Source organism: Fodinibius sp. Rm-B-1B1-1, assembly GCF_038594945.1.
Taxonomy (GTDB): Bacteria; Bacteroidota; Rhodothermia; order Balneolales; family Balneolaceae; genus Fodinibius; species Fodinibius alkaliphilus.
Genome location: NZ_JBCFYD010000003.1, coordinates 85,783 through 108,465 on the forward strand (window position 1 = coordinate 85,783; position 22,683 = coordinate 108,465).

Consider the following 22,683-nt stretch of genomic DNA (forward strand, 5'->3'; position numbering starts at 1 on the left):
ACCGATGTGAACATATATATCACATACAATCTATGTGAATCTGTGACCTATTTTCATAATAATTTACTGGCCAAGTTAGCAAGCTCCGAGCGCTCTCCTTTTTCGAGATTGATATGTGCATAAAGCTCGTTATCCTGCATGCGATCCACCAAAAATGATAACCCGTTACTTTGGGTATCAAGGTAGGGCGTATCAATCTGGAAAATATCACCCGTGAAAATAATCTTCGTATTTTCTCCCGCTCGCGTAATAATTGTTTTCACTTCATGAGGCGTCAGGTTTTGGGCTTCATCTACAATAAAAATCACATTTGAGAGGCTGCGTCCCCTGATATACGCCAGAGGAATAATTCGCAGCTTATCATTCTCCAACATCTCATCCACCTTCTGAAACTTCTTACTGGATTCCGAAAACTGGTTTTTGATAAACGAAAGATTATCCCAGAGCGGCTGCATATAGGGATCAATTTTTGACTCAATATCTCCCGGCAGGTAGCCGATATCACTATTACTGAGTGGCACAATGGGTCGTGCTAAAAAGATCTGATGAAAATTCCGCCGCTGTTGTAATGCCCCAGCCAATGCCAACAAGGTCTTGCCCGTACCCGCCGCACCGGTAATCGTCACCAGTAAATTATCAGGATTCATAATAGCCTGCAGCGCAAAAGTTTGTTCGGCATTACGAGGCGTAACACCATAGGCCGTTTGCTTTTTCACCAGCTCTACAACATTATCCTGGGCATTGTAACAAGCCAACGCCGAGCTTGACGATCCCTTTAGGATAAAAAACTGATTACTATTCGGTTTCTCCTCCACTATCTCAGTATAAGGTACACTCCCATCTTCATACAGTGTGGCAATAACTGAATCATCACAGGCTACTTCCTTCTTCCCTTTGTACAGATGATCAATATCCTTAATCTGGATCGTCTCATAATCCTCTGCATCAATATTCAGTGCCCGTGCCTTAATCCGCAGATTGATATCCTTCGATACCAGGATTACCTTTTTCTTGGGTTCCTCTTCCATCAGTCTAAGCACCGAATTTAAAATCCGGTGATCGTTTTTCTCCTTTCCAAATACTTTCGAAGCATCCAGCTCACTATTCTCGTTACTAATCACCCGCAACTTTCCGTGCGTTTTCCCATTCAAAGGAATCCATTTTTGAAGTAAATTCTTGTCCGAAATCTTATCCAAATAGCGGCTAAACTCCCTTGCATGCAAGTTGATCACATCATTGCCCTTCTTAAAGGTATCAATCTCCTCAAGCACTGTAATGGGAATAGCGATATCATTTTTCTGAAAATTCTTCACCGCTTCGGAATCATACAGCAGTACCGACGTATCCAGAACGTATATTTTCTTCATCTTGGTCATATCACAAAGTATTTATGTTGCACAGAATAATCATGCCGAACCGTAGCAAACAGGTTATAGAATCCAAAATCCAGAATCAATAGCAAGTGTACAAAATCAGAAATTATCCTACTTTTGCCGACAGGTCATACAGCGCAATAGACGTCGCAATAGCCGCATTTAAGCTCTCCACATTATCTACTCCCACTGGCGATGGAATTTTTACTCTATTTCGTTCGCCCGTCATCAACCCATCATCAATACCGTGCCCCTCATTTCCTACCACAATCACTCCTTTTTCAATGGATGTTACTTCGTTTAGTGCCTTTGCTCCAGCTCCGGCATCCAACAGAAATATCTGCCAGTTTTTATGCTCCATGGTATCAAAAACCTCGGGCAGTTCCCCATTCATAAATGGAATCGTCCCTGTTGCCCCGGCGGTCCCCCGCACCACTTTAGGATGAAACATATCCACCGTACCCTTGCCGGAAATAATACCCGATATATTAAACCACCCCGCTGTGCGAATGATCGTTCCCAAATTCCCCGGGTCCTGCAACCCATCAAGCGCTACAATTAACCCTGATTTTGATGCCAGGTGGTCTACAGTTGCCTCTTCCGGCATATGGCACAATGCCAGAACCCCCTGTGGAGTATCTGTATCAGATACTTCCCGAAAAAGCTCTTGGCTTACCATTGCTGTATCAAACTCGCTAATCACCTCACGCCAATCCTCTTGCTCCCAATACCGCTTACTTTCATCAAAAAACAACACCTTAATACGAACCGAATTATTGGCTACCACCTGCTGTACCGCGCGTGCTCCCTCGATTAGAAACAGGCGTTCTTTGTAACGGTATTTTTTTCGGTTTAATTTTCGCAGAAGGGTCTGTTGTCGATTGGAAGCCGAGGGTAAATGCACTATGCTTTACGTGATATATTTTAGAATTAGCAACAATGTCTTCAAACAATAAGAAACTTTTCAAAACTGGTCTTCATATCATGAAAAGTATCCTTATTTTAAAACAAAAATTTAACAAATCATTCAACCAAAGCTATGGACTTTCTTAAAAAATTAGGTATTGAAGGCACAAACTTAGGTACCAGTACCGGGCAAAAGTTTTTGGGATCAGAAAGTAAAGAAACAATATCCAGCCATACCCCTATCGATGGCTCACAAATTGCTGACACTACGGTAACTACTCGCGAAGATTATGACAAAGTGGTTACCAAAGCACAGGAGGCGTTTGAGGAATGGCGAATGATCCCTGCGCCAAAACGTGGTGAGATTGTTCGCCAAATTGGCCTCGAGCTTCGCAAACACAAAGAAGATCTTGGCCGACTTGTTACCTACGAAATGGGTAAAATCTATCAGGAAGGCTTGGGCGAAGTACAGGAAATGATTGACATCTGTGATTTTGCTGTTGGTCAATCGCGGATGCTCTATGGAAAAACAATGCAATCTGAGCGTCCCCAACATCGTATGTATGAACAGTGGCACCCATTGGGCATTACTGGAATTATCTCAGCCTTTAACTTTCCCGTTGCGGTTTACAGCTGGAACGCCATGATTGCCGCTATTTGTGGAAACGTTATGATCTGGAAGGGATCAGAAAAAACACCTTTATGCGGGATTGCAGTCCAAAATATTATTGCCAAAGTATTAAAGCGAAATGACTTGCCAGAAGGAATCTTTAACCTCATCACTGGTGGACGTGAAGTCGGCGAATGGATGACTGAGGACGAACGTATTCCGCTTATTTCTGCTACCGGCTCTATTCGCATGGGTAAAGAAGTAGCCAAAACCGTAGGCGCTCGTTTAGGTAAAACTATTTTAGAACTCGGCGGAAATAACGGCATTATAGTATCTGAAAATGCTGATCTTGAAATGGCAGCCCGTGCTACCGTATTTGGTTCTGTTGGTACGTGCGGTCAACGGTGTACCTCAACTCGTCGCCTAATTGTCCACGAAGATGTTTTTGATGACTTAAAAGATCGACTCATCGAAATTTACAAAGATGTTAATATCGGCAATCCACTGGACGAAGATACGCTTGTTGGGCCTCTTATCGATGAAGATGCTGCCGAAAATATGCAACAAGCACTTAAAGAGGTACAGGAAGCTGGAGGAGAAATTATTTATGGGGGAGAGAAATTAGAGAAAAAGAAACTTAATGGTGGGCATTATGTTAAACCAGCTATTGTTACTGCTGAAAATGAATACAACATCGTCCAGGAAGAAACTTTTGCTCCTATCCTCTATCTCATAAAATATAGTGATCTTGATGAGGCTATTGCGAAACACAATGGCGTTAAACAAGGGCTTAGTTCATCAATATTTACCCTAAATATGCGCGAAGCTGAAACCTTCTTAAGTGCTCGAGGTTCTGATTGCGGTATTGCCAATATCAATGTGGGTACCAGTGGTGCCGAGATTGGCGGAGCTTTTGGCGGTGAAAAAGAAACCGGCGGTGGTCGCGAATCAGGTTCCGATGCCTGGAAAGCATATATGCGTCGACAAACCAATACCATTAACTGGAGTGATGAAATGCCGTTGGCACAAGGTATTGAGTTTGACGTGGAATAAGCGCGATTTAGAAAAACCTATCGCAAAAAACAAAAAGCCCCGAATTTCGGGGCTTTTTTTATAGTCTAATAATTTCGATCGGTAAGCTATAAAATACTATACGAAATGCCAGCAGAAAGAACCTGCTTAACCTGTAGCTCTCTCGAAAAGTCACTATCATAAACCATCACAAACTGAAACGACATATTCAGATAATCATTAACTTTTCCAATTAATTCATTCGAGAAATGAACATCTGTGTTATCGACATGACGCTGTAAGTTTGTAAAAGTTTCAACTGAACTGATCAATCGAACATTTGAAACAATTTTCTTCTCAAAGTTCATGGCCAGTGAATAACCCGGCTCAAACCGAAACGTTTCCCCCTCTTCCAAACCATATCGCGTAGATAAATCGGTATCTGATACAATCGTTTGCTTCATTGCCATACCCGCTTCAGCTGTAAAGTACTCTTTAGGCTGAAAAGCTATACCCGCAATTTGTGTAAAATAGGCGGGGGCAAAAAAGCTGGAAATTTTTGTAGACGGTTCCGTAGAATAATCAAACCCCTCATCAAACTGAGTACTGAAATTAATATTTCCAAAGGCGCTCCAACGCTCATCTTCAAATAAGTAACTAAACTTATTATTAACAGCAATACGGTCATCCGTTTTGCGGGTTCCCTCATCTTCGATGCGGGCTTGTCCGTATTTAAAATTTGTTGCCAACGCATATGCAAACTGTCCTTTTCGATACTTCGCATTAAAAACAGTTGAAGCAGTAACACTAATAGTATTAACACCACCCTGGCTCCAGTTATCGTACGAGGCCTGTGAACCATTCAATCCACCTTGCCAATCCACAGCCCAACCCCTGAGGGTATCTGATACAACAACCTTGCTATTTACATTTGACATATCCCGAACTGAAATATCAGACTCGGTCTCAAGTAACTTACTTATCTCAATAGCTTCTTGAGCTAAGCTTGGGGATGTTACCATTAGAAAAAAACAAATGAGAAAGAGAAAAGGGGACTTTTTCATAATAACAGTGAAAAAATAGTGTAGATGAATTTATACTTTATTTAAATTTTAATAGCCGAATATATGGACATTAAAGGTAGCAATAAAGTTCCAATCCTACTGTTTCTGAAGAATTACATGCCTCAACTCTTCTCCTTCCACTTCAACTGACACATGCTCATCTAATTTAGTAGGCAATTCTTTTCCACAAAACTCAGCTTTAATAGGAAACTTGCGATGCCCACGATCTATTAATACTGCTGTATGTATTTCCGCAGGTTGTAAGTGTTCAGATATTGTTTTAAGAGCACTAAACATCGTTTTTCCCGAAAAAATCACATCATCGACAATGATCGGGTAATGCTCTTTAGATAATGAAATTTCATTCAACTCTTCAGTTAACGTATCGGCATTCAACATCAGTTGATTTAACCGAACCTTACTATTAGGCATCTTTTTCAAAATATCATTCAATACCTCTGCAACTATATATCCCCGCTTGTTAATACCAAAAAGATATATTGGAGCATCATCAATATTTTGCTCCACGATCTCGTGCGCTATGCGATTTAGCGAGCGTACCATTCGAGCTCTCGACATCAAAACTAATTGTGACTCTACACCCATTGATCTATCATTTTTCCTTAAAATGTTGGCATTAATTTATAATAAACAAACAGCTTTGTACATTACTTATATAGTTTATAATCACATCATAAATAAGAGAGTATATTATGAGTCGCAAAACAAATTTTTTACTGTTTACCACTTCATTCATAGACGGGCTTACAGCAGGGTTTCTTCTTTCTCCCCAAAAAGGCACCGAAAACAGAGCTTGGCTTGCTAAAAATGCGGAGAAAGCAGGGCGCTGGGCAACGTTAGAACACTATCTTGCCAAGCAGAAAGGAACCAGCAGATTAGACCGACTCCGCAAAAGCATCCAACGTAGAATACATCAGAACATACCAAACCTCTATGAAGCAACAGAGACCATTCCTCTAAGCAAAAAGATGTAATTGATGAACGGTGAAAAGTCCTCATATCACGAAAAACTGCTGCATTGGATTTGGAATAATCGCCAGTTCCAGTTTCGGAACCTCCAAACCGTCAATCAACAAGCTATTCAAATCCACGATACCGGCACGCTCAATAAATCGGATGGACCCGACTTTCTGTCCGCAGAAATTATGATTGACGGCTTACGATGGTATGGAAATGTAGAACTTCACTGGTCACTACCTGATTGGAAAGCCCATAACCACCATACCGATGTCAACTATAACAATGTTATTTTACATGTGGTGTTTACCTCCACGGACGAACGTAGCCAGCGAGAAGATCATACTAAAATTCCTACCCTTTGCCTGGCTCCGTATCTCAAAAAACCTTTGCAAACTTTTTTGAGCCAATATCAGCAAAGCCCACAACTGCCTTGCGCAGGACAACTGTCGTTTATATCAGAAGAGGTATTTGCTCAACAGCTTCAAAAAGCTCACCACGAGTATTTTGAACAAAAAGTAGATGACTTGTTGGACTTTTATACTCCATCACTTCCTCCATCGCAAGCATGGCGTAAAATGCTTGTTTTTGGTCTTTGGGATGGCCTTGGCATTTCTCACAATCGTGACCAAATGCAACAATTGGCAACTCTTATCTTTCAGGACAAAAAGTTAGATACCTACAGCAAAAACAAATTGCGAATCCGAGCGCTAAGCTTGTCAGGAATTAACGCAACAGATAATACCCCGAAAACAATCAGTTGGAACCATAAAGGATGTCGTCCCGGCAACCATCCACACCTTCGTATACAACAGGCCGCAGAACTACTTTGGCACATCAATCGAGCACCTTTCGAACAATGGATGCGAAATAATCCCAAAGAACTCTGGCAGAATCTACTCAATACTATTGAAACTAAGCCTGGACTTGGCCAAGAGCGGGCATCTATTTTATTTGGAACTGTATTTTTACCAGCCCTATATTTTTTAGGTAACTTGTTCTTTAATGAGTCACTAAAAAGTCGTTGTTGGTCGTTATGGCAAACACACGAAGCTAATATCCCTTCGTCCCTGCTTAAACTTCTTGACAAAACAGCTATTCCAGAATCAATATATGCCCAAAAGCTTGGAGCCATACATCAATTGCGATCGTATTGTCGCCCCCGCAATTGTCAACATTGCAAAATATTTAAAAGTGTAATTTCTTCTTGATTCCAAACCATTAAATTCATATCATCTGCATCTGTTGAAAAAGGCATGAAATTGCCCGGTCGTCTAATGGCAGGACAGCGGTTTTTGGTACCGTCAGTGGGGGTTCGAGTCCTCCCCGGGCAACAAATACAAAAGGATGACTTTACAGCCATCCTTTTCTCTTTTTATAACTCCCTGAAAATTTGCTTCGTTGGATACTCCCTTAGCCATATTTGCCGGACGCAGCAACCTTGCTCTTTCCAGAGCTATTGCTGAAAAATACGGTACTGATTTAGGTGAAGTAACAATTAAACCTTTTTCGGATGGTGAGCTCTATGCAAAATATGAGCAGAGCATTAGAGGTGAAGATATTTTTGTGGTGCAATCCACACCTCCACCGGGCGATAACATCATGGAGTTATTATTGTTGCTGGATGCTGCCAAGCGGGCTTCGGCCAAACGTGTTACAGCTGTAATTCCCTATTTTGGGTATGCTCGTCAAGATCGTAAAGATCAGCCGCGTGTTTCTATCGCCTCAAAGTTAATGGCAAATTTGCTAACTGAGGCCGGTGCTGATCGTATTTTGACGATGGATCTGCATGCAGCACAAATTCAGGGATTTTTCGATATTCCGGTTGACCATTTATATGCCAGCCGGCTTTTTATAGATTATTTCAGCGACCACCCTATTGAAAACCTGGTCGTTGTTGCTCCTGACGTAGGCAGTCTTAAAATGGCTCGAGCTTATGCCAAACGTTTGGGAGCACGGCTTGCTTTTATTGATAAAAGGAGGCCCAAACAGAATGTCGCCGAAGTAATGAATATAGTCGGCGAAGTTGAAAACAAAAATGTGCTGATTGTTGACGATCTCATAGATACAGCCGGCACATTAACAAATGCAGCCTCCGCACTGAAAGATCGCGGAGCATTAAATATTATTGCGACATGTACGCATCCGATTTTATCTGGACCTGCGTACCAACGCATTGAGGATTCACCTATTGATCAACTGTTGGTTACCGATACAGTGCCGTTACGTAAGCCTTCGAGCAAGATAAAGGTTTTGAGTGTAGCGGGTATTTTTGCTGAAGCAATTCAACGTATCCACACCAACGACACGATAAGTGCACTTTTTGACGATTAAATTAACGTTTTTAGCATTATGATTACTCCCGAAGTAGTAGAATTAGAAGGAAAAGTCCGAGAAACAGGTCGTAAAGCAGCTGATGCTTTGCGCGATGCCATGCGAGTACCGTGCGTTCTGTATGGGCCCGAAGTTGATGAGAATGTTCACTTTTCGATCGACGAATTGGAATTTGAAAAAATTCTGGCCGAAAGCCAGCGACAGATTCTCACCATCACAGTTGATGGCGATGAGTATCGTACTCTTCTTAAGGAAGTTGAATTTCATCCGCTGACTGACCGTCCAGTACACGCTGACTTTTACGTGTTAGCTGATGACCATAAAGTGAGCCTAAGTGTTCCCATCAAGCTTGAAGGAACGCCTGTTGGGGTTACCGAAGGCGGTGGTCGAATTTTCCAACCAATGCATATTCTGCGCATTCGTGTTACGCCTGATCGTATTCCGGGAGCTTATACGGTGGATATCAGCGAACTACAAATCGGAGATTCTTTGCACGTCCGTGATCTGGAACTTGAAGGTATTATTCCGCTCGACGATCTTGGTCGTACACTTGTAACTATTCGTCCTCCAAAATCCGAAGCTCTGCTTACCTCTTCCCTCATTACCGAAGAGCCAGGCGAAGAAGAGCTCGAAGAAGGAGAAGAACTTGCAGAAGGCGAAGAAGCTACAGAAGGTGAAGAAGCCGAAGAGGGCGAAGAAGCCGAAGGCGACGAAGAGGATACCGAATAATAGTATTGACCAAACCAGCGTAACTGCTCTATGCCGTTAATTATAGGTCTGGGAAATCCCGGAAGTAAGTACGCTGGCACTCGTCATAACATCGGTTTTGAATTTATCGATAAGCTGGCAACATCATTGTCAGCACGAATGGGGCCTGGGAAAGGCCCTTTTCATGTTGGTAAAGGAAATCACGCTCGTCATTCCATCTATTTGATAAAACCCACTACCTATATGAATAATAGTGGGAAAGCTGTTTCTGAAGCCATCAATTGGTATAAAGAAGATATCAGCAACTGTCTGGTATGTTATGATGATTTGGCTTTAGACGTTGGTACGATCCGTTTGCGCCCCGGAGGTAGTGCGGCAGGCCATAATGGAATCAAAGATATTATCAACCAGCTGGGAACAAAGTCATTTCCCCGGTTACGCATTGGCATTGGCGATGATTTCCCTCAAGGTCAACAGGTACAACACGTACTTTCCTCTTTTTCTGATGACGAACGTACAATCATCGATACTACGCTGGATGAGGCCGTCGATGCTGCCCTTTGTTTTGTAAGAGAAGGGATTGATCAAGCAATGAACGAGTTCAATTAAATACTGGCTATCCTCTTTTTTGAGTTTAATACGTAATACGTATTGCATATCTTTTACCCTTGTCATTTCTTCTATACAATGCCTAATACGCACCACTATTTATGGATATTTTCAAACTCTTCTTCAATCATGATCTGCGTCTTGACAGATTAGCCAAACGTAATGCCAATAAATCTAAAGAAGAGGTAGAGGCTACGCTTCAAGATTTTATGCACCCCGATCCGACCTACTCCAAGTTCTATATCACAGGGACCAGTTTAGACGACGAAAAATTTGGAATCAATGCCCTCTCAAAAAGTAAGGACGTTCTTGACCAATTAAATAAGGTATTTAACAACCAGTCTATTATCTCTACTAATAATAAATCCTTCCCCTCTCTGCCCCGGGCATTTGAGAACATTGCTTTTGGTGAGGCAGTTATTATAAAAAATCCCGATCAATCATTAGAGGTAGATTTAACCGCGCTTACCTTAGATGAGGAATCGAAAGTAGGTCATAAGAAAGAAGAAATTCGATCTATTATTGAATCGGGGGCCTATCTTATCTACAAAGAACCCGCTCATCACGGATTTGACTTACATCTCTTTTCTGAGAAAAACATATATGATCAACTATTTGAAGCCTTTCAACCCTTAGTTGATAATAACTTCCGATTTTTCAGTATCAATAATAAGCGAATGAAATCGGAACGACATTTTTATTTCGAAACATGGACCTTAGATAAACTGCCCCATGGAGCGGAGGAAGTGTTTCAATCAACGACCTTATAGTCCCTTCCTGACTATAACAAACCCAAAATACGGCCTATCCTATCCTAAATTTTTAAAACACCTTCCCTTTTTGTTATTTAAGACTTAATATTATTAAGTCTTGCTGGGATACATTAAATTAATTTAAAGGGTGATGGGTTCATGGTTGATATATCTATATCAAAATCATATTGCAGAAATCAGTGGACCGGTGATACGTTGGCTATAAACCATCAGCTATAGGTAAATGATTGCTGTCATCCCCTTACTATTTAACATTCACTAAATCTAAAAACCTATGAACAGATCGATTCTAAAAAAGGTAGCATTACTTGGCGTAATCGGATTTGCCTTTACCTGGTTTACCAGTAATACGGCCTATGGCCAAACCCAAATATCAGGAACCGTTATCGTTGCTGATGAGGGCACTACAATGGGTGGGGTAAATGTAAGTGTCAAAGGAAAGGTAATTGGAACCTCAACCGGGGTAGATGGAACATTTACTCTGAATGTCCAGCAATCTCCTCCTCTCACGCTTGTTTTTTCGATGGTTGGATTCAAAACAAGAGAAATTGAAATCACGGAGTCTTCGGTAACAGATTTAACCGTCGAACTCACCGAAGCGGCTATTGTCGGGGATGAAGTTGTGGTCTCAGCATCACGAGTTGAAGAAAACATTTTAGAGTCACCGGTATCAATCGAAAAAATAGATGCTATTGGCATTCAACAAGCTGCATCACCAAGTTTTTACGAATCTATTGCCAATTTAAAAGGAGTTGACTTTAGCACACAGAGTATCACTTTTAAATCCATAAACACACGGGGTTTTAATGCCAATGGCAATACACGTTTTGTACAACTCATCGATGGAATCGACAACCAAGCCCCGGGCCTAAACTTTCCTGTGGGCAACGTCGTAGGTATTCCAGAGTTGGATCTGGAAAGTGCCGAACTTATTCCGGGTGTTGCCTCAGCCCTCTATGGCCCCAATGCCTTAAATGGTATTCTTTTACTCAACAGTAAAAGTCCGTTCGAATACCAGGGACTTTCGGCACAGGTAAAAATGGGAGCCAATCATTTCGATTCAAATGTCGAAGATAATCCCCAACTCTACCAAGATTATGGATTGCGTTATGCCAATGCTGTGAATAACAAATTTGCCTATAAGTTTAATTTCTCATACCTCCGTGCTCAAGATTTTGTAGCCCAAGATACCCGCGATATGGGGCCCGCTTCTTTTGGAGCCGTGGAACGAGGAGCGACATCACGCAACGGAAACCGCGTGTATAACGGCGTAAATGTTTATGGGAATCAGCTTCTAACCATTGGACAGATAGCAGACCAACAAATTGCGCAGGGGAATCAAAATGTAGCTGCTATTCGTAATCTATTACCAGATGGCGAAGCAGGCGCATTTACCCCTACCGGCTTTCCAGAATCATCATTCGTAGATAATACCTCGGAAAGTTTGAAGTTAGGAACCGCGCTGCACTATCGTGTTACCGATGACTACGAAGTATTGGGACAATTCAATTGGGGAGCCGGCAGTTCGGTCTATACCGCAAATGATCGGTTTGTATTGGATGATTTCAATATCTGGACAGCAAAGTTAGAACTCAAAAATCCTAACTTCTTTGTCCGTGCTTATACTACTCAGGAAGATGCCGGAGATACCTATGCTGCAAATACCCTGGCTACACTGATAAATGTGGAAAGCTTTGTTCCTGCCTATTTTCAAACCTTTGCTAATGCCCGAACCCAAGGGGCAACGGTTGAAGAAGCCCATGCGCAAGCCCGGGTAGCAGGTAATAATGCACAAGTGCAGCCCGGAACCCAACAATTTGAAAGCCTATCTAATCAATTACGAAGTACCCCGATTTCGGAAGGCGGTGCCTTGTTTGTCGAGAAAACAGCACTGTGGCATGCCGAAACCAAGTATAACTTTGCAGATATCATCGATCCTTCTACCGTTGAACTTATTGTAGGAGGAAGTGTACGCCGTTATGACCTCAACTCCGAAGGTACGCTTTTCGCCTTACGCGATAACGGTGAAGAATTCGATATTGATGAGTTTGGAGCTTATGCACAAGCTTCGAAAACAGTACTGGATGATCAATTAGACCTACAAGGATCACTTCGGTACGATAAAAACAAATATTTTGACGGGCAGTTGAGCCCAAGATTATCAGCTGTATTTACAATCGCTGGCAATCATAATATTCGTGCTTCCTATCAGCGTGGATTTCGTATGCCCAATACGCAAACCCAGTTTATTGATCTGGATGTGGTACAACGACGTCTGATTGGAAGTAATCCGCAACTGGTTGACCGGTATAACTTTGAAACGAATACCGTTTACTACGAAAATAGCATTGCTGAAGCACGACAAGCCCTTAACGAAGGTGCATCTATGGGCGAAGCACGAGCTTTGCTGGAACCGGTTACATTTGATGAGTTCAAAACGGAGAAGGTTGATTCTTATGAAATCGGATATAAAACACTGATCGGAAATAAGCTCTTTTTGGATGCGTACTATTATTATAGTGCTTACAAAGATTTTATTGCCGAGATCCGGTTTACACAGGCCGTTGATATTAACGAGCGAGGAAATGAAGATGCTCGCGATGGATTTGATCCGGTACCCAGTGGATTCAACAGTGAAGAAGAACGCAGGGATGCCATTATCACCAATAACTTTCCAAATAATGACGGCCGTCTCCAGTCTTACGGTTTTGATGTGAATGCGGATGGTACGGTTGAAGCTCACGGCTTTGCCTTCGAAACCAAGTATGTTCTGGGGAATGGATTTTCATTAGGAGGAAATGTCGCTTTTAACAAGCTCATCTCGCAAGAAGATTTGATTGACCAAGGCTTCCGCGCCGAATATAACACCCCCGAATGGCGATATAATATCCAACTCGAAAACCGCAAACTCACCGACCAAGTTGGTTTTAATGTGGTATATCGCTGGCAAGATGCCTTCTTATGGGAATCTTCATTCGGAAAAGGAGTCATAGATTCATATGGCACGCTTGATGCCCAGGTTAGCTATCGCATCCCACAGTTTAATACTTCAATTAAGCTAAGCGGAAGCAATATCCTAAACAGCCAACATGTAACTTCATTTGGTAACCCACGGCTTGGAGCCATTTACATGGTATCCTTTACCTTCGATCAATTTATGAATTAAACTATTGACACCATGACATCCTACTTCAAAACAATTTATGTACTTGTATTTGCTGTCGTTTTTGTATTCGCATGTGAAGGCAACTATGATTCACTGGTGGAAGAGCAGCTTGAAGAAAATCCGACGCCGGATGAAGTTTCAGGTGATGCCGGATCTGCTGACTTTAGCAACTATGTAGCCATTGGAAACTCCCTAACAGCCGGCTATATGGATGGTGCCCTCTATAATATGGGACAAGAATATTCGCTGGCCGCCCTGCTTCACCAACAGATGCAACTTGCAGGAGGCTCCGGCAATTTTAACCAACCGGATATCAATTCTGAGCTGGGTTTTAATACCTCTGTTGATCCCAATCCCCAAAACGGAACAATCTTGGGCAGATACAAACTCGATACCAGCATTCCGGGCCCCTCTCCCACTGTGGGAGGTGATGAAATTGCTTCCTATGATGGAAATACTGCCGAACTTAATAACTTCGGCGTTCCGGGTATCGTCGTAGGCCAACTGTTGACCGAAGATACCGGCAATCCACAGACCCAGGCTTACAACCCTTTTTATGCCCGTTTTGCAAGCAGTCCCGGAAGCTCTACCATCATAGGTGATGTTTTGGCTGCCCAACCATCATTTTTTACGCTCTGGATTGGCAATAATGATGTTTTAGGATATGCCATTTCGGGCGCATCAAACCCAAATATTCTGACCGCGGAGCAAGATTTTGAGAATTACTTTAACAAAACGGTAGATCAGCTGTTAAATAATTCAGAGGCCAGTGGTATCGTTGCAACCATTCCACCAGTAACCGCTATTCCATTCTTCCAAGCCGTGTCGTACGATGCAATCGAATTGGCGGAAGAGGAAGCCATGCAACTCAATCAGGCATTGGCTGGTGTTAATGATGCCTTAGATGCCGTTGCAGCAAACTTTCCCAATCGCTCACAAGAAGATATGGATGCTCGTAAGATAAATTATCAAGAAGGAAACAATCCTATTTTAGTAAATGATCCTGCGTTGGATGATTTAGAGAATGAATTTGACGCGCTGGGTCTCCCTCAAGAGCAGCGGCAGGCCTTAGTACCCTACGAACAATCACGACCGCTTACTGCTGATGAACTGGTAACATTATCAGCTGGTTCTGTTTTGGGGACAGAGTATAATCCCCAAAGTGAAACCCCTACTACTATTGGCGTTGTCATTCCACTTGGTTTTGATTCCCAGTCCTCTGCATTTGGTGATGCTTATTACCTGACCGTTCAGGAACAGGTTGAAATTCAGAATCGAACTACTGCATTTAATACAACCATTGCTACCAAAACTGCTCAACATTCTGATCGATTAGCCCTGTTCGATATTAACGCCGGCTTTCCGGGGAATCCTAATACCGAAATGGGCGCTTTTGCTGATCTGTTTGGTATTGATGGTGAACTGGGCATTCGCGTTCAGGGTACGCTTTTACAGCCAGACTTTAGTCCCAATGGCGTTTTTTCTACCGATGGCATCCATCCCAATGCCCGTGGAAATGCGATACTTGCTAATGAGTTTATAAAGGTCATTGAGGATGCTTTTGGTGCTGACATACCGGATGTGGATGTCCTTAATCTGCCCAGCGTGCAGCTTTGTGCAGGAGATTGTGTAAGCCAACAACAGCAAAAAACAGTAGCCGAAATCGGTAAAATTACTTTTGATATGTAGAAATCTTTCCAAACCGATCTGATGGCTAACGTATTTATATCAAGGGACTGTCTCCAAATAAGGCAGTCCCTTTTATTTTAAGATGAGTCATCTCTAAACACTGTTTTAGAACGTCAATAAATAAGTTCTGATAGAAGTTTAACTAATTCCACACCGTTCCATCGGCACTACCTGTATTTACTTGGTTAATTTGCTGATAATTAGTAACCGCGGACTCTTTTGCGGATCAAAATCACTCCCCTGATAATCTCCATTCACATCTATAATTTTAAGATCACGTTTCGCCATCTCCTTCTCAAACCAATCCAGTCCATACAACTTTACACGCTCCCAGTATACACGAGGTTTGTCCAATTTATCTCCTGCAAATGCTATGTCTTTATGAATTGCACCATTTTTGATATATCGTTTAATCTCATATCTAAGCTCCTGAAACTCTCCCTTTTCTTCAGGTACAAAGTTTTGTCTCACTTTTTCAGCATTTAAATAATCGAAAACAAAAAGCCCCTCCCTCTTCAACATTGCTGTAACACTATCCAGCACCGAAGCATTTTCATCGTCATCTTTAAAATAGCCGAAAGTCGTAAACAAGTTGACAATCGCATCAAACTGTTGGGGCAGTGGATTTCGCATATCTCTAACTTCAAAGCGCGTATTCGTTAACCCAAGCTCATCAGCCTTTTCCTTGGCTGTTTGTATAGCTGCAGGAGAAAGATCTATGCCTGTAACATCATATCCACGTTTAGCTAAATTATGCGAATGTCGTCCCCGGCCGCACCCCAAATCTAAAATAGAATGATACTTCTCTGATAAAAGCGTGTGTTCTAAAAACTCAATTAATTGTTCTGCTTCTTTTTCATCGCGATCGGCATACAGTTTTTCATAAAGTGGACTGTCAAACCACTCTTCAAACCAATCCATACATCAGTATTAATAATATTTACATTATTTAATGCACGAATGAAGTAAAAAAGTAACCCTATTGCAAACCTTCCCTTTTATATTTGCTGATCTTTTAATTTTTTATAGTTAACACTGTTAACTTTTTAATTATGATTAATACTGAAACCGGTTACAATATAATAGTGTTTAGAACAAATCATTTACATGACGATCTTTTAAACCTAACAAAACACTTTTGAATCTATGCGAAAACTAATAGCTACGGTATTTCTATTATTGATGTGTTCGGGATCGGCTTACTCAAGCGGATTCTCGATCTATGAAGCCAGCGTACGAGCCAATGGAATGCTCGGTGCATTCTCGGCCTATGCTGAAGATGCCTCTTCTATCTTTTACAATCCTGCAGGTCTGGGCGGATTAGAAGGTATAAACATCACGGGCGGAGCCACTATTATTGCTCCACGTTCCACCTTCCGAAACCTCTCCCCCCTGGCCCCTGCCGGACAAGAAACTGTAATGGAGAAACAGGAATTTCTTGTACCTAATTTCTATGGGTCATATCAAATAACCGATAATCTGACGGCGGGTATTGGCGTCAATGCTCCATTTGGTTTAGGCACAAAATGGCCTGAAGATTGGGTAGGTAGAGGTTCCTCTATTGAAACCAGTATTCAAACACTATTTGTTACTCCATCTGTTGGTTATGAATTCTCCAATACAGGTATTGGGAACATCCGTGTTGGGGCCGGTCTTAGAATTGCAGCACATGGAGAAGTAAAACTAAGTCGTGCTGTTACTTCTTTTAGCCCCGAAGGCACTTTTACCCTCGATGGAGAACTCAAGGAACCGGCTTTTGGATTTAATGCCGGTGTTCAATATGATCCCACCGATAACATAACGCTCGGCTTTATGTACCGTAGCGAAGTTACCACTGAATTTGAGGGGGATGCTACCTTCCAAAACCTAAGCGTAGGATTCCCCTCCTCGGCACAAGGTGGAGCCGAAATTACGCTGCCTGCCAGTTATGTTGTCGCCCTCAATGTAGAACCTATTGAAGGATTAACTACCGAACTTGATTACGTGTGGTGGGGCTGGTCCAGTTATGATGAATTGAATATTGAGTTTGATCAGCCAGTACCTGCACTGGGAGGTAATACTATCACCAATGAACGAAATTACAAAGATTCTTGGCAGCTGCGCTTTGGTGCTGAATACACGGAACTGCCCGTTGAAAATCTCACCGTTCGCGGGGGTATTGCGTATGATGAAAACCCTATTCGAGATCGCTATGTGGATCCCACCCTCCCAGATTCCGACCGCTGGTTATTTTCAGGTGGACTAAGCTACCAGGTTACCGATTACTTGGCTGTTGACGCTTCATACATCTTTATCCGGGCCAAACAACGCAAGGTAACCAATACACACGAGGGTGCTATTGACGGTGTCTATACTACCTATGCCAATCTACCGGGCTTAGGCTTTACACTGAATTTATAATTGAATAAAGGGACTTACGCTATGAATTATTTACTGACACATTCCAAAAAATTACTTTCGCTGGTTCTGATACTGGCACTTTTTACAGCCTGTGAGGATTATCAGGATCTGGATGTTGATCCAGTCGATACCGGCGATGCTGATTTTTCTTCATATGTTGCTGTGGGTAACAGTTTGACTGCTGGATTCCAGAATAATGCACTTTATCAATCCGGACAGAAATACTCTTATCCAAACCTTATTGCACGGCAAGTAAATCAGTCGGAGGGTTTTACACAGCCAATCATCAGCGATCCGGGCATCAGCAGTGGAGATGGACGTATTGAACTCACGAATCTGGATCCCGTTCAGACAATTACAAATAGTTCCATGGGTTCTCCAACCACACAAGCAGAAAAACCATTTGCTAACCTTGGGATTCCCGGTGCTGTGCTTGTCGATTATTTAAATCCAAATAACAGCGGGGATTTAAAAGAACGAGCAACTGATGACAGTCGTCCCGATTATAATCCCTTTTACGGCATTGTGATAGAACAATCAGAACTGGCAAAAGATGCACCTAACCTACATAACCAAGTTGCCAAACAAGATCCTTCTCTTGTTACCTTTTGGTTAGGCAATAACGATGTATTAGGCTTTGTTACTTCTGGTGGAGAAGGGCAACCGATTACCAATCCCAATGATTTCGATCAGCTTTACCAAGGCTCAGCACAAGCGCTTGGATCAACGGGAGCAAATGTGGTCGTATATAATATTCCCGATGTAACTACTATTCCCTATGTATTCTATCTTAGAACACAGTTAGAACAACAAGGAGCGATAGTATACAATGAGGAAAGCCAAAGTTACCAACTGGTGACCGAGCAAGGGAATTTCGATATCTATATTGAAGCTAATGGCGGATCACGTGTTATGCGTCAAGCAGATTTTCCTCTGCTTTCGGCCCAAGAATATTTTGCGCAAGTTCAAGCCGGAGAAGCTCAACCTCCGGTTCAACCACAAACAGCAATTCCCGATCAGTTAGTGCTTGATGGACCTGCGGGAGGCCCGCAAGGTAGTTCTGAATTGGAACAGGCAGCCGGTGCTGTCCAACAGTATAATGCCACTATTGAGAATGTGGCTGCTTCTGCTGGATTTACGGTTGTAGATATCAATCAGATCTTCGCTGAAACCTTTAATACCTTTCAGAGTTCTGGGGGCGAAGAGGGCTACCAAACAAATGGACTAAATCTGCGGCCAGTGCCCGGAGAGCTGTTCAGTTTTGATGGCGTACATCCCACAAACCGGGGATCTGCTGTTATTGCCAACGAAACTATTGAAGCAATTAACAACTCCATGAATGCGGGAATTGAGAAAATAAATGTATCCAAAATTCCGGAAGGGTTTCCTGTAGCCAATTAACATTAACGAATCACATTACCAAAGCGGAGGGGATTCCCCTCCGCTTTTTTTATTAGTAGGATTTCGATTCCCTCTTGCCCTTTGTATCTTCCGCTGAACTTAAATTGATTTACTAAATGACTTTTAACGAAAAACTTCTATCAACGGTAAAAAAGAATCGTTCTACCTTGTGTGTAGGTCTTGATCCCAATCTCGACCTCATGCCGGAACCTATTATTTCCTCGGATCAACCTGCCCACCAAAAAGTAGAGCAGTTCCTCAAAAAAGTAATTAATGTAACGGCTGATTACTGTGCGGCCTACAAACCTAACTTAGGTTTTTTTGAGGCCTTGGGCCCTAACGGATGGGATACATTTGCTAATATTTTAGATCATATTCCAGAAGATAAAATCGTTATTGCTGATGCTAAACGCGGGGATATCAGTTCCACCGCTGAACACTATGCCAAAGCCTTTTTCAAACGCTTTGCAGTAGATGCAGTAACCCTGAACCCATTGATGGGTTTTGAAACGCTTGATCCCTTTCTGAATAATGCCACAAAAGGGGTTTACGTACTCACGCTTACCTCAAATATCGGTGCCAAAGATATTCTGCTAAAAAATTTATCGAATGGAAAAACTGTTTCCAGCTTCATAGCTAAAGAACTTCGTACAAAACAAAGAAACAGTAAAACAGCCATTGGAATGGTGGTTGGCGCAACAAAGGCAAACGAGCTGACCCCAGTTATCAACCAGTTTTCTGAATCACCACTACTTATTCCCGGGGTGGGTAAACAGGGGGGATCAATATCGGCACTAAATGAGGTGCTGGATCAGCATTCTGGAATTCCGCTTATCAACTCGAGCCGAAGCATTATTTATGCCGGAGGAGATTCTTCAAACTGGGCGACGGCTGTAGCCGAATCTGCACAACATACAACTGCAAAATTAGCTCCAATTACTAAACGCTATGTCTAACAAAAAGAGGAAAACGGTTATTGTATTCACAGATGGTGCCTGCAGCGGAAACCCTGGCCCGGGTGGATGGGGCGTACTCCTGCAATGGAACGGGGAAGAAAAGGAACTCACCGGCGGGGCCGACCATACCACAAATAACCGTATGGAGATGCGCGCCGTCATCGAAGCACTAAATGCTATTAACCAACCCTGCCATGTAAAAATCCACAGTGACAGTGCGCTTATTGTTAATGCTTTTAAGCAGGGCTGGATTGACAGTTGGCAAAAGCGTGGATGGAAAAAGGCGAATAAAAAACCGGTTGAAAATCAGGATTTATGGAAGGAGATGCTTGAAGCTATGAAACCTCATAAGGTTGAATGGATTAAGGTCAAAGGTCATGCTGATAATGAACGCAATAATCGAGTAGATGCGTTAGCTGTGGCAGCTTCCAAGCGTTTTCAATAACTGATCCCTAAAAACATAACTATGTTTTTATCAAAAGATAGTTATGTTTTGTCTAAATCATGCGCATGTTTTTGATAAAACATAGGGATTGATGTGAAAAGCTATACTGTAAAATGTGTGTAATCGCTGAGCTAATACCTTAGGTATAGCAATTTCAAAAAGGTTTTGGTAACCCCTCCTTACATATTCATTCTCTCCAGGGCCTTCAAGTTTGCAAAGGGCTTCATATTCATATCCGCATACATTTGGCGTTCGGCCATCATATAACCGGTGATAGCAATCATCGCAGCGTTATCAGTGCAGTAGGCTAACTTGGGGATGTACAATGTACACCCTGTTTGTTCAGCTAATTCAGTAGCTTTTCTGCGCAGCATGGAGTTTGCAGATACCCCTCCTGCAAGAGCTATAGTGCTCACTTTTGTATGCTCAATGGCATTACGCAACTTTTTCACAAGAACTTCAGTAATGGCATACGAAACGCTGGCACAAATATCATCCACATGATCTTCCAGAAATTGCTCCCGATTATCCTGCTCCTCAAGAAAGTATTTCACTGCGGTCTTTAATCCCGAAAAACTAAACTCAAAATCGTTGTCCAGCATTGCCTGCGGAAAGTCATGAAAATCAGGATCTCCCTGCTTCGATCGCTCATCAATAACCGGACCTGCGGGATATGGTAGACCTAATATTTTCCCAATTTTATCAAAGGCTTCTCCGGCCGCATCGTCACGGGTTTGTCCCAATAATGTATGCTCAAAAGCCCCCGTAACATGAACTAACTGTGTATGTCCACCAGAAACCGTAAGCGACACAAACGGATATTCCGGCTGATTATCAATGAAATTAGCATAGATATGTGCATCCATATGATTGACTCCTACAAGTGGAATATTTCGGGAAAGAGACAATCCTTTGGCAAAACAAAGTCCTACCAGCAGCGACCCCATCAGCCCAGGCCCTTGTGTTACGGCTACGGCATCAATAGCGTCCAGTGAAGTATCAGCTTCATCCAGCGATTGCTGCACTGTACGCCAAATCGTTTTATGATGAGCTCGGGAAGCCAACTCGGGCACGACTCCTCCATACTGCTCATGCACTGCTTGCGAAGCTATAATATTTGACTGCAAGCCACCATCTGTATAAACAGCCGCCGCCGTTTCATCACATGATGACTCTATACCTAAGATATTCATGAGATACTTTCTAAAATCTAAATGACTTTTGAAGGGTTTACAGATCCTGAAACAAGTTCAGGATGACATGCAGTTTTCAAGAGTCTATCAAAAATTAAAACAATTGTAATGTTTTAGGCGATGCTCAACATTCGTTCGATTGGCAAATGGGCCCGCTCGGCCAATTCAGCATCTACTTTCACCTCATACTGCTCGTATTTCAAGGCATCATACAACTTCTCGAGATTGATCATTTTCATGTATTCACAAACTGCATTTTCATTCGCCGGGTAAAACTTCTTACCTGGATTTTCTTTTCGCATGCGATGCAATATGCCGGTCTCCGTAGCCACTACAAATTCTTCGGCATCCGATTCTTGCGCTTGCTCTAACATACCACTGGTGGAGTGAATATGACCGTCTTTACAATCAAAATACATGGCCGATTTCATCATACAAGAGGTTGAGCAACCACATTCGGGATGTATCAAAATTTCAGCATCGGGATATTCTTCCTGTTTTTCGGCTAAATTAACTTCTCCAATTTTTTCGTGCACATGACACGCACCGTCCCATATATTAAGCTCGCGTCCGGTAACCATCTCTACATAGGATCCCAAAAACTTATCCGGTAAAAACAGAATTTCTTTATCCTCGGGAATCGACTCCACAATATCTACGGCATTCGAAGAGGTACAGCAATAATCACACTCGGCTTTAATAGCTGCTGTCGTATTAATGTAGGTAACTACTACTGCATCAGGATGCTCTGTTTTCCACTCCCGAAGCTGTTCAACGGTAATACTGTCGGCCAATGAACAACCGGCATCTAAATCAGGAATAAGCACCGTTTTATCCGGCGAAATAATCGACGCTGTCTCCGCCATAAAGTGTACGCCACAAAAAACGATCATCTCGGCATCCGTTTCGGCCGCCTGGTGCGAAAGACCAAGAGAATCACCCAAATAATCAGCAATATCCTGCACCTCAGGCACCATGTAATTATGTCCTAAGATGACCGCATTCTTTTCTTCTTTTAGTTTCTTAATCCCATCAACAAGTTCCTGGGTCTTCATAATTGTTATTGA

Annotated in this window: 20 protein-coding genes and 1 tRNA gene; 14 read left to right on the plus strand and 7 right to left on the minus strand. The window is 42.4% G+C overall.

The window, feature by feature from the left end; all coding sequences use genetic code 11:
* Positions 1 to 53: 53 nt before the first annotated feature.
* Together AAFH98_RS14580 and AAFH98_RS14585 are read right to left on the minus strand one after the other, a co-directional pair.
* Positions 54 to 1,376, minus strand: coding sequence for a PhoH family protein (locus AAFH98_RS14580; RefSeq protein ID WP_342523570.1), 1,323 nt, complete (start codon positions 1,374 to 1,376; stop codon positions 54 to 56).
* Between the two features lie 103 nt (positions 1,377 to 1,479).
* Positions 1,480 to 2,277 (minus strand): TrmH family RNA methyltransferase, encoded by a 798-nt coding sequence (locus AAFH98_RS14585; protein ID WP_342523571.1) that lies wholly within the window; start codon positions 2,275 to 2,277, stop codon positions 1,480 to 1,482.
* Positions 2,278 to 2,412: 135 nt separating this feature from the next.
* Between AAFH98_RS14585 and amaB the strand changes: the two genes are divergently transcribed.
* Positions 2,413 to 3,942 carry an L-piperidine-6-carboxylate dehydrogenase gene (gene amaB / locus AAFH98_RS14590; protein WP_342523572.1) on the plus strand — a complete coding sequence of 510 codons (1,530 nt, stop codon included), beginning with the start codon at positions 2,413 to 2,415 and terminating at the stop codon, positions 3,940 to 3,942.
* 86 nt (positions 3,943 to 4,028) lie between these two features.
* On the opposite strand, the gene AAFH98_RS14595 is transcribed toward amaB, so the two are convergent.
* Both AAFH98_RS14595 and AAFH98_RS14600 read right to left on the minus strand, forming a co-directional pair.
* Positions 4,029 to 4,922 (minus strand): DUF3078 domain-containing protein, encoded by an 894-nt coding sequence (locus AAFH98_RS14595; protein ID WP_342523573.1) that lies wholly within the window; start codon positions 4,920 to 4,922, stop codon positions 4,029 to 4,031.
* Between the two features lie 138 nt (positions 4,923 to 5,060).
* A complete protein-coding gene (locus tag AAFH98_RS14600) occupies positions 5,061 to 5,570 on the minus strand; it encodes a phosphoribosyltransferase family protein (RefSeq protein WP_342523575.1) in 510 nt (169 codons plus the stop codon).
* Between the two features lie 107 nt (positions 5,571 to 5,677).
* On the opposite strand from AAFH98_RS14600, the gene AAFH98_RS14605 reads away from it, so the two are divergent.
* The 9 genes from AAFH98_RS14605 (at position 5,678) to AAFH98_RS14645 (ending at position 15,221) form a co-directional block, all read left to right on the plus strand.
* Positions 5,678 to 5,959: a hypothetical protein gene (locus tag AAFH98_RS14605; RefSeq protein WP_342523576.1), complete on the plus strand. Its 282-nt coding sequence runs from the start codon at positions 5,678 to 5,680 to the stop codon at positions 5,957 to 5,959.
* 3 nt (positions 5,960 to 5,962) lie between these two features.
* Complete coding sequence (locus tag AAFH98_RS14610) at positions 5,963 to 7,153, plus strand: DUF2851 family protein (protein ID WP_342523577.1); 1,191 nt, start codon at positions 5,963 to 5,965, stop codon at positions 7,151 to 7,153.
* 52 nt (positions 7,154 to 7,205) lie between these two features.
* Positions 7,206 to 7,276: transfer RNA gene (locus tag AAFH98_RS14615), tRNA-Gln, on the plus strand.
* A gap of 67 nt (positions 7,277 to 7,343) precedes the next feature.
* Positions 7,344 to 8,276 (plus strand): ribose-phosphate diphosphokinase, encoded by a 933-nt coding sequence (locus AAFH98_RS14620; RefSeq protein WP_342523579.1) that lies wholly within the window; start codon positions 7,344 to 7,346, stop codon positions 8,274 to 8,276.
* A gap of 18 nt (positions 8,277 to 8,294) precedes the next feature.
* Positions 8,295 to 9,005, plus strand: a complete 711-nt coding sequence (locus tag AAFH98_RS14625) for a 50S ribosomal protein L25 (RefSeq protein ID WP_342523581.1) — start codon at positions 8,295 to 8,297, stop codon at positions 9,003 to 9,005.
* 30 nt (positions 9,006 to 9,035) lie between these two features.
* Entirely contained in the window at positions 9,036 to 9,593 is a 558-nt protein-coding gene (gene pth, locus AAFH98_RS14630) for an aminoacyl-tRNA hydrolase (RefSeq protein ID WP_342523582.1), read from the plus strand.
* 101 nt (positions 9,594 to 9,694) lie between these two features.
* Entirely contained in the window at positions 9,695 to 10,363 is a 669-nt protein-coding gene (locus AAFH98_RS14635; RefSeq protein WP_342523583.1) for a hypothetical protein, read from the plus strand.
* A gap of 277 nt (positions 10,364 to 10,640) precedes the next feature.
* Positions 10,641 to 13,532 carry a TonB-dependent receptor gene (locus AAFH98_RS14640; RefSeq protein ID WP_342523585.1) on the plus strand — a complete coding sequence of 964 codons (2,892 nt, stop codon included), beginning with the start codon at positions 10,641 to 10,643 and terminating at the stop codon, positions 13,530 to 13,532.
* Between the two features lie 12 nt (positions 13,533 to 13,544).
* Complete coding sequence (locus AAFH98_RS14645) at positions 13,545 to 15,221, plus strand: SGNH/GDSL hydrolase family protein (RefSeq protein WP_342523586.1); 1,677 nt, start codon at positions 13,545 to 13,547, stop codon at positions 15,219 to 15,221.
* Between the two features lie 177 nt (positions 15,222 to 15,398).
* Here the strand turns inward: AAFH98_RS14645 and AAFH98_RS14650 are convergent, their stop codons facing one another.
* Positions 15,399 to 16,142 (minus strand): class I SAM-dependent methyltransferase, encoded by a 744-nt coding sequence (locus AAFH98_RS14650; protein WP_342523588.1) that lies wholly within the window; start codon positions 16,140 to 16,142, stop codon positions 15,399 to 15,401.
* Between the two features lie 225 nt (positions 16,143 to 16,367).
* Between AAFH98_RS14650 and AAFH98_RS14655 the strand changes: the two genes are divergently transcribed.
* From AAFH98_RS14655 to rnhA, 4 genes are all read left to right on the plus strand, one after another.
* The gene (locus AAFH98_RS14655; RefSeq protein WP_342523590.1) at positions 16,368 to 17,621 is read left to right on the plus strand and encodes an OmpP1/FadL family transporter; all 1,254 of its coding nucleotides are present in this window, start codon (positions 16,368 to 16,370) and stop codon (positions 17,619 to 17,621) included.
* Positions 17,622 to 17,642: 21 nt separating this feature from the next.
* Positions 17,643 to 19,022 (plus strand): SGNH/GDSL hydrolase family protein, encoded by a 1,380-nt coding sequence (locus AAFH98_RS14660; RefSeq protein WP_342523591.1) that lies wholly within the window; start codon positions 17,643 to 17,645, stop codon positions 19,020 to 19,022.
* A gap of 116 nt (positions 19,023 to 19,138) precedes the next feature.
* Positions 19,139 to 19,978 (plus strand): orotidine-5'-phosphate decarboxylase, encoded by an 840-nt coding sequence (pyrF, locus tag AAFH98_RS14665; RefSeq protein WP_342523592.1) that lies wholly within the window; start codon positions 19,139 to 19,141, stop codon positions 19,976 to 19,978.
* On the plus strand, positions 19,971 to 20,423 hold the full coding sequence (rnhA, locus tag AAFH98_RS14670; RefSeq protein WP_342523593.1) for a ribonuclease HI: 453 nt from the start codon (positions 19,971 to 19,973) through the stop codon (positions 20,421 to 20,423). The genes pyrF and rnhA overlap by 8 nt, the downstream gene beginning before the upstream one ends.
* Before the next feature lie 179 nt (positions 20,424 to 20,602).
* Here the strand turns inward: rnhA and tsaD are convergent, their stop codons facing one another.
* Both tsaD and nadA read right to left on the minus strand, forming a co-directional pair.
* On the minus strand, positions 20,603 to 21,616 hold the full coding sequence (gene tsaD / locus AAFH98_RS14675; protein WP_342523596.1) for a tRNA (adenosine(37)-N6)-threonylcarbamoyltransferase complex transferase subunit TsaD: 1,014 nt from the start codon (positions 21,614 to 21,616) through the stop codon (positions 20,603 to 20,605).
* A gap of 113 nt (positions 21,617 to 21,729) precedes the next feature.
* Positions 21,730 to 22,671: a quinolinate synthase NadA gene (gene nadA, locus AAFH98_RS14680; protein WP_342523597.1), complete on the minus strand. Its 942-nt coding sequence runs from the start codon at positions 22,669 to 22,671 to the stop codon at positions 21,730 to 21,732.
* Between the last annotated feature and the right edge of the window lie 12 nt (positions 22,672 to 22,683).

Excerpts from the sequence above, each read along its gene's own strand:
- AAFH98_RS14655 (WP_342523590.1), top strand. The coding sequence starts at position 16,368 with ATGCGAAAACTAATAGCTACGGTATTTCTATTATTGATGTGTTCGGGA.
- rnhA (WP_342523593.1), top strand. The coding sequence starts at position 19,971 with ATGTCTAACAAAAAGAGGAAAACGGTTATTGTATTCACAGATGGTGCC.
- AAFH98_RS14640 (WP_342523585.1), top strand. The coding sequence starts at position 10,641 with ATGAACAGATCGATTCTAAAAAAGGTAGCATTACTTGGCGTAATCGGA.
- AAFH98_RS14600 (WP_342523575.1), bottom strand. The coding sequence starts at position 5,570 with ATGGGTGTAGAGTCACAATTAGTTTTGATGTCGAGAGCTCGAATGGTA.
- nadA (WP_342523597.1), bottom strand. The coding sequence starts at position 22,671 with ATGAAGACCCAGGAACTTGTTGATGGGATTAAGAAACTAAAAGAAGAA.
- tsaD (WP_342523596.1), bottom strand. The coding sequence starts at position 21,616 with ATGAATATCTTAGGTATAGAGTCATCATGTGATGAAACGGCGGCGGCT.
- pyrF (WP_342523592.1), top strand. The coding sequence starts at position 19,139 with ATGACTTTTAACGAAAAACTTCTATCAACGGTAAAAAAGAATCGTTCT.
- AAFH98_RS14660 (WP_342523591.1), top strand. The coding sequence starts at position 17,643 with ATGAATTATTTACTGACACATTCCAAAAAATTACTTTCGCTGGTTCTG.
- AAFH98_RS14580 (WP_342523570.1), bottom strand. The coding sequence starts at position 1,376 with ATGACCAAGATGAAGAAAATATACGTTCTGGATACGTCGGTACTGCTG.
- amaB (WP_342523572.1), top strand. The coding sequence starts at position 2,413 with ATGGACTTTCTTAAAAAATTAGGTATTGAAGGCACAAACTTAGGTACC.
- AAFH98_RS14610 (WP_342523577.1), top strand. The coding sequence starts at position 5,963 with ATGAACGGTGAAAAGTCCTCATATCACGAAAAACTGCTGCATTGGATT.
- AAFH98_RS14635 (WP_342523583.1), top strand. The coding sequence starts at position 9,695 with ATGGATATTTTCAAACTCTTCTTCAATCATGATCTGCGTCTTGACAGA.
- AAFH98_RS14605 (WP_342523576.1), top strand. The coding sequence starts at position 5,678 with ATGAGTCGCAAAACAAATTTTTTACTGTTTACCACTTCATTCATAGAC.
- pth (WP_342523582.1), top strand. The coding sequence starts at position 9,036 with ATGCCGTTAATTATAGGTCTGGGAAATCCCGGAAGTAAGTACGCTGGC.
- AAFH98_RS14650 (WP_342523588.1), bottom strand. The coding sequence starts at position 16,142 with ATGGATTGGTTTGAAGAGTGGTTTGACAGTCCACTTTATGAAAAACTG.
- AAFH98_RS14625 (WP_342523581.1), top strand. The coding sequence starts at position 8,295 with ATGATTACTCCCGAAGTAGTAGAATTAGAAGGAAAAGTCCGAGAAACA.
- AAFH98_RS14645 (WP_342523586.1), top strand. The coding sequence starts at position 13,545 with ATGACATCCTACTTCAAAACAATTTATGTACTTGTATTTGCTGTCGTT.
- AAFH98_RS14595 (WP_342523573.1), bottom strand. The coding sequence starts at position 4,922 with ATGGTAACATCCCCAAGCTTAGCTCAAGAAGCTATTGAGATAAGTAAG.